Annotated in this window: 5 protein-coding genes and 1 tRNA gene; all 6 read right to left on the bottom strand. The window is 34.9% G+C overall.

Going from position 1 to position 6,835, the window contains the following annotated elements; genetic code table 11:
• Positions 1 to 664 precede the first annotated feature (664 nt).
• Complete coding sequence (locus AABM59_RS04980) at positions 665 to 2,101, bottom strand: MFS transporter (protein ID WP_338407875.1); 1,437 nt, start codon at positions 2,099 to 2,101, stop codon at positions 665 to 667.
• 365 nt (positions 2,102 to 2,466) lie between these two features.
• Complete coding sequence (locus tag AABM59_RS04975) at positions 2,467 to 3,507, bottom strand: lamin tail domain-containing protein (RefSeq protein ID WP_338407874.1); 1,041 nt, start codon at positions 3,505 to 3,507, stop codon at positions 2,467 to 2,469.
• Positions 3,508 to 3,548: 41 nt separating this feature from the next.
• Positions 3,549 to 3,633: transfer RNA gene (locus tag AABM59_RS04970), tRNA-Ser, on the bottom strand.
• A 61-nt stretch (positions 3,634 to 3,694) separates the two neighbouring features.
• The gene (locus AABM59_RS04965; protein WP_338407873.1) at positions 3,695 to 4,723 is read right to left on the bottom strand and encodes an asparaginase; all 1,029 of its coding nucleotides are present in this window, start codon (positions 4,721 to 4,723) and stop codon (positions 3,695 to 3,697) included.
• Positions 4,713 to 5,849 carry a 1-acyl-sn-glycerol-3-phosphate acyltransferase gene (locus tag AABM59_RS04960; protein ID WP_338407872.1) on the bottom strand — a complete coding sequence of 379 codons (1,137 nt, stop codon included), beginning with the start codon at positions 5,847 to 5,849 and terminating at the stop codon, positions 4,713 to 4,715. Before AABM59_RS04960 ends, AABM59_RS04965 begins: the two co-directional genes overlap by 11 nt.
• Positions 5,850 to 5,913: 64 nt before the next feature.
• Positions 5,914 to 6,681 carry a TatD family hydrolase gene (locus AABM59_RS04955; protein ID WP_338407871.1) on the bottom strand — a complete coding sequence of 256 codons (768 nt, stop codon included), beginning with the start codon at positions 6,679 to 6,681 and terminating at the stop codon, positions 5,914 to 5,916.
• Between the last annotated feature and the right edge of the window lie 154 nt (positions 6,682 to 6,835).

The following is a 6,835-nucleotide window of genomic DNA, read 5'->3' as shown; positions in this document are numbered from 1 at the left end:
GGCTATGAGCGTGTAACGGCGGGGAAAAAATAAAAGACTCCCGCCTTTTTTTGGCGGGTAACCTTGATTCAGGGCATAGCGACCTTCTATCACTAAAGTTGAAATGAAATCATAATTATTCTTTAACCATTAACATACTTATTTGCAGATTGTGGAGCGAGCCAACCCCGATGGCTGGGCGAAGGAGCAACCGCTGAAAAAACTGAGGGCGGCAGACATAATACGGTCCCGCTTTTTACGGCGGGACGGTATTGTGGATGCATAAGCCCGACCGAACGCAGGAAGAGAACGTGTGAAGATGAGGAACGAACAGCGGAAAAATGAGGTTGTCCCGCCTTTGGCTGGACTGCCTTATTTTTTTGTGCTGTGAAGTGTCTGTGGAACGGAGGAAGGAACGACCGACTGAAACAGCCGAACGGAACAAAGGGAACGACCGAAGTGAGACCGCTTGATTGCATCGCCTGTTCGAGCAAAGCTCTCGAGTGACTGTTATTTTAGAATATCAATTTCAATTAATACATTTTCCCTTAATCTTTGTTTTACGCCTAGATTATCTTTTTCGATTTTTATAAATTATTTTGAAGTTAGCTAATTTATCGAAACCTACATTTACAGTATTTTCTCTATTCGATTTTAATGACTGTGAGTTGCAAATGAAAAAACATCAATGATCCATACTTATTTTTTTATCAAAATCAATGCCTTGTGTTCTTAAAATACCACTTACTTTCCGGGCATAAAATGCCAGATAGGCAAAACATACGACACCGACGATGTAGCTGTTTTGAATACCAATACTATCAGAAACAAAACCTTGTAACCAGCTGATAATTCCACCACCCATAATCATCATGATCAAGAAACTACTTCCTTGGCTAGTGTGTTTCCCCAAACCGCTTACAGCCAATGTAAATATACAAGGCCAAAGTGTGCTACAAAATAAGCCCACACTAGTGAATGCATAAACACTAATAATTCCTTTTGTGAGCATTCCAGTGAGCAAAGCTACAATTCCTAAAACAGAAAATATAAGCAACATTCTGGCAGGATTTCCTTTACTGGCCATATCAGCAGCAATTAAAACTAAAATAATTAATCCATATACGTAGAAAGGAGTCAAGTTATGTTTGGCTATTGAATTTACGAACAAGAAGACACCAAAAGCTAAATATGGCGCCAAGAAGCGCAGTATTTTTTGAAGATTCATATTGTTCGTAAAAGCTTCAACTGCTCCAGTCCATCGCCCAATCATCAAACTCGCCCAATACAACGATATGTATGGTGCAATATCACCAATGGCAAAACCTAATTTAGTTTCCATGTAAGATGGTAAGTTACTGGCAGTAGAAACTTCGACCCCAACATAAAGAAAGATGGCTATCATTCCCATTACCAGTTGAGGATATTGTAATGCAGAACTTTTTGAAGATGCTGCATCTTCTACCGATTCTACTATTGTTTCGGGATATTCGGGTAACGAGGAGAATTTTAAAAGAACCGCAACAAGCAGGAATGCCAATCCCAATATTAAATAAGGAATTTTAACACTTTCAATACTCATATCTGTATTACCGGTTGAAGACGCACCAAAAATAGCAAAACTCACAATTAAAGGTCCAATCGTAGTTCCAAAATTATTGATTCCTCCTGCTAAAGTCAAACGTTGTGAACCCGTTTTTATGGGTCCCAAAGCAATTGCCAATGGATTGGCAACCGTTTGTTGTAGGGAGAACCCCAAACCTACTATGAATAAGCCTGCTAACATTAACGAATAAGATCCTAAATTTGCTGCAGGATAGAAAAGCAATGTTCCAAGGGCAGAAATTACCAACCCCAATGCCAGACCATTTTTGTATCCTATTTTGTTTACCAAATCTTGTTTCATCAATAAAGAAACGCCCATATATATCAAGGAACCTACGGTATAAGAAATATAAAAAGCCAAGGAAACAAATTGACTTTGACTTTGAGTTAAATCAAATGCTTTTTTGAAAACTGGAATTAAAATGTCATTACTGGCAGCAACAAATCCCCAAAAAAAGAATACTATTACCAAGGGAATAAATTGACCCCATTTTGTTTGTGAATTTTCTGAACTCATAATTTAATTAGATTTATGTTAATTATTGAATATACTTTATTAAGGGATGAATTATTAATGAAAAATAAAATGTAAAGCTGGTCGGATTTTTTAATTGCCATTTTAGAAAGCTTGTTATTTATGTTTTATAAAACGTTAAAAAAATGAATTTTCTTTTTAGTAAAACCTAATTTTACATTTAGTTTAAAATTGTCTGCAAATAACTTTTCGTCAAGTTGAAGAAAGTGCTACTTTGAAAACCCACCCAATATAGTTTGGACTAATTAATCATTTGGAAGTTAATTTGGTTTTATGCAATAGACCAAAATCAAATTAAACACAAACGAACAAAGAAAAAATTACCCAAAACGAACGTTTACGGTTTCTTACTGCTTGATTATTTTTGTGGTCGTAAAACTATTTTCGTCATAAATAATCATAAAATACTGACCTTTAGAATACGAACTAAAATCAAGTGAAATCAAGTCTGATTTTGGTGTAACTTCATTCAATAAATGCCCAGAAACGTTAAAAACCTTGATGCCTTTTATTGGTTTTTCGGCACGAACATTTAAAACAGTATCCACCGGATTTGGATAAACAGAAATTGTAGAAGTTTCGATATAAGATGGAGTTGATAAAGTCAAACTGGATGATGCAATCCAACTCGAAGCTAAGCTATTGTCTAAAGTCGGATCAATTAATTGCAAATAACTACCCATACCATCGGCATCGAGAGGCCAAGGGGAAGTGTCGAAATACTCCACCGAATCGATAGTGTTCCCAAATCCATCTGCCAAAACTAGTTTTTGAGAGCTGTTAGATAAATTCCTTGTAAATTGATCGAAGGCTGTAATGCTATACTTGGCTTTAAAAGTAGTTGGATTGCTGGCCAAAAAAATACTTTCATTGGCTAAAACCTTAGAATCAACAGGGAACTGATAACTCACTCCCAATTCTCGCAAGTAGAAACCATTCAAATTAACGGTCGTAGCGCCTGTGTTTTTTATTTCTATAAATTCTAAATCATTGCTCACCGTAAAACCGGTTGAAATTTTAGGATTATAATTTATTTTATTGATCACTAATGCTGGAATTACAACTGAATTACAAGCGGAATAAGAACCCAAATTAGTTGTAATCCAAGAAATTCTATTAGACAAAAACGCTTTTAAATTGGTTATTTCCGTGTCTTGATTCGTTACCGTTCCCCATTTTTGATGTTCTCTTACTTTAGCTTCACTAATATAATTTAATGTAGTATCGATAAACTGCAACATACTAGAATAATTCAAAGCTTGTCCGGTTTGAGTAAGCTGGTTCCATCTTTTGGCGAAATAGCATTTATACAGTGGATTATTGAATAAATCAGTCCAAAATTTAGCGCCTTCATTGTCTGTGTTAAAAGAAAAAACCCCGAAAAACATAGGGTTCTCGAGGTTTTGAATTATTTTGAAGGGTGTTTCAGCAGAGAGGAAGGGATTCGAACCCTCGATATGTTGCCATATACACGCTTTCCAAGCGTGCGCCTTCAGCCACTCGGCCACCTCTCTATTAATTTAAGGCTGCAAAGAACACGAAAAGTTTTGACTTTAGAAAATTAAAATTCGATTTTTATGACAATTCCCCGCGTAATGAAGTTTCGAATATTGTTTTAAAAATATTGGCCGGAACATTTTCACCTAATAAGTACATCAATTTGGTAATTGCTGCTTCGGTAGTGATGTCTTTTCCTGAAATCACCCCAATTTCTTTCATTGAAGTACTGGTTTCATACTTACCCATTGTTACACTTCCAATCGAGCATTGTGTTACGTTTACTATATGCAAACCTCTGGCAATTCCACCTTTCAAAAGTGTTAAAAACCACTCTTCGGTTGGTCCGTTTCCGGCGCCATACGTTTCTAAAACAATCCCTTTGAGTTGGGGAATTAAAAAAATTGCAGACAAAACGGCTTCACTTATTCCGGGAAATATTTTTACAATAGCTACATTATTTTCAAATTTTTTATGAATTCTTAATTTCTTCGCTCTTGTTTTAGGTAAAAATAATTCTGAAAAGCTTTTCAAATGAACCCCCGACTCTATTAAAGTGGGGTAATTAGGAGAAATAAAAGCATTGAAATTTTCAGAATTTATTTTTGTAGTTCGGTTTCCTCTATATAATTTGTATTCAAAATACAAACACACTTCCCTAATGGCTGGTTTCCCATCCATTTGCAAAGAAGCAATTTGAATTGCTGTTATTAAATTTTCTTTAGCATCCGTTCTTAAATCGCCAATGGGTAATTGTGATCCAGTAAAAATCACTGGTTTTGACAAATTTTCGAGCATAAAACTTAATGCGGATGCAGAATAAGACATAGTGTCTGATCCGTGTAAAACCACAAATCCATCAAAATTAACATAATTATCTTCGATGATTGTAGTAATTTTTATCCATTCTTCAGGATTCATATTAGAAGAGTCGATTGGCTTATCGAAAGAAACCGTTTCAATGTCACAATCTAATTGTTTTAACTCGGGTATTTTTTGTAAAAGTTTACCAAAATTAAAAGCTTTGAGTGCCCCTGTTTCAAAATCCTTCATCATACCTATGGTTCCCCCGGTATAAATTAAAAGGATTTTGGCTTTAGACTGCATTACTATATTTTAATTTATTAGTAACTGGATTAGCATACATGGCTAAGAAACTTTGTAAAGCCACCGGATTCTTTTGGTCTATTCGCATTTCCAATCTACGCTCAAAAAGCAATCTTTCGTTTCCAGTGTATAAATGAGAAAAAGCATTGGTGTTGTTCAAAAGATCATGGGCAATGAAATTAGTGGGCCATAATTTATAATTGCTTAATATTGAATCATCAATAACCTGTGCCAAAGCTTGAATTTGTTTGTTTGAATTATCAAATTCTGCTTTTATTCCATCTAATTCTTGATCAAGAATATCTCCAATGTGAATATGAATGCGTTTTTTCTGTCCCATTACACCACTCATGAGGTTAATGAAATCCTCATTTTTTTCTTTGGTGTAAATTTCATTGTTGGCTTCGGCCATTAATTGAGGCATTTTCAAGGCGTCTGTCGGATCATATTCATAAGAAATGGTAACCGGAACTATTTGGATTTTCTTGAAATAATCCATTAAATTTGGTTCGTCAGAGCCCATTCCGAGCATTTTTAAAACTCCAGGATTTGTTGAGTCATTACCGTCTTTAGTTCTTCCTTCTCGCTGTGCAATCCAAACCGAACGATTTTCATACAACAATAATTGCCCAATATATTCCGATAATAATTTAGAGCTTTGCAACATTTCTCTAGGAGATAGCCCTCGTTGAACCAAAAAATTTCGGTTTAATTTTGCCAGAATTTTTAAAAATGATTTTTTTACCAAATTATCTCCAATGGCAGACGCAGTCATAATAAGGTCATGTTCATAAAGAGAAGCATTCAACAATGAGGTGTCCAAAAGTATATCACGGTGATTCGAAATAAACAAATAAGATTTGTTTATTTTTAATTTTTCGAAGCCTGAAGTTGACAAACCATCAGAAGATTTATTCAACACTTTTTGCACTGATTGATAGATAAATTTGCACTGAAAATCACGAATGGAATATGTTTTTTTGAGTTGTTTTTTCCAAACCTCATCGTCTACATCTGGAAAAGAAAAATTCATCAATGCTTTCATCATTGGGTGCTTTATCGAAGAACAAATGGCATCGTTTACTTCAGCGTCATAAAAAGGGCGGATAGTGTCAAATTTTGACATATGGTGGTTGTTTTTTATGAGAACAAATTAACAAAAATTTTATCGATAATACAGAGATTCTGTTTTAAATCCCAAAAACAACTACAGAATTTTCGGTGGTGATTTTTGAGATTTCTTCTTGAGGCAAATCATATATTTCTGCCAGTTTACTTACAACATTGACTAGATAACTGCTTTCATTGCGTTTTCCCCGATAAGGAACTGGTGCCAAATAAGGCGAATCGGTTTCAAGAACAATATTCTTTAAATTGATTTGTTTCAAGAACTGGTCAATTTTTCCGTTTTTAAAAGTGACCACCCCGCCTATTCCAAGTTTCATATTGTAAGAAATGGCTTGTAATGCTTGCTCATACGTTCCCGAAAAACAATGAAAAATTCCGAATAAATCAGAAGATTTTTCCTCTTCCAAAATTTCGAAAATTTCGTCGAAAGCTTCCCGACAATGAATAACGATGGGCAATTTATATTGTTTTGCCATTTGAATTTGTTTCCTGAAAGCGTCTTTCTGCTGAGGCAAATGGGTTTTATCCCAATACAAATCGATTCCAATTTCGCCTATGGCATAAAATTTTCTTTTGGATAATTCTTCGGCGACAAGTTGTAATTCTTCGAGGTAATTGTCTTTTACATGCGTTGGGTGTAAACCCATCATTAAAAATACGTTTTCAGGGAAAGCTTTTTCCAATTCATACATTGATTGCGTATATGCCGAATCTATGGCCGGAATAAAAAACCGTGAAACCCCGGCATTAATGGCACGTTGAATCATTTCGTCACGATCTTCGCCAAATTCGTTAGAATATAAATGAGTGTGTGTATCGGTAATTGTCATTCCTTTTGTGTTTTCAAGACGTAAAATTACAATTATTAAAAAGAGATTCAAAATAGCAATAGTATAAAACAACTTGTCGTACTTTGTTGCAATATACTAGCAATTGATTTTAAAAAACATGAAAACCCTTCCCGACATTCTCAAAAAAGAAAAC

Source organism: uncultured Flavobacterium sp. (assembly GCF_963925185.1).
Taxonomy (GTDB): domain Bacteria; phylum Bacteroidota; class Bacteroidia; order Flavobacteriales; family Flavobacteriaceae; genus Flavobacterium.
Note: the sequence above shows the minus strand (reverse complement) of the source record. Positions and strands in the feature narration are given on the sequence as shown.

What these genes read in the sequence shown, in the direction of transcription:
- AABM59_RS04975 (WP_338407874.1), bottom strand. Translation starts at nt 3,507, where the DNA reads ATGTTTTTCGGGGTTTTTTCTTTTAACACAGACAATGAAGGCGCTAAA.
- AABM59_RS04965 (WP_338407873.1), bottom strand. Translation starts at nt 4,723, where the DNA reads ATGCAGTCTAAAGCCAAAATCCTTTTAATTTATACCGGGGGAACCATA.
- AABM59_RS04955 (WP_338407871.1), bottom strand. Translation starts at nt 6,681, where the DNA reads ATGACAATTACCGATACACACACTCATTTATATTCTAACGAATTTGGC.
- AABM59_RS04980 (WP_338407875.1), bottom strand. Translation starts at nt 2,101, where the DNA reads ATGAGTTCAGAAAATTCACAAACAAAATGGGGTCAATTTATTCCCTTG.
- AABM59_RS04960 (WP_338407872.1), bottom strand. Translation starts at nt 5,849, where the DNA reads ATGTCAAAATTTGACACTATCCGCCCTTTTTATGACGCTGAAGTAAAC.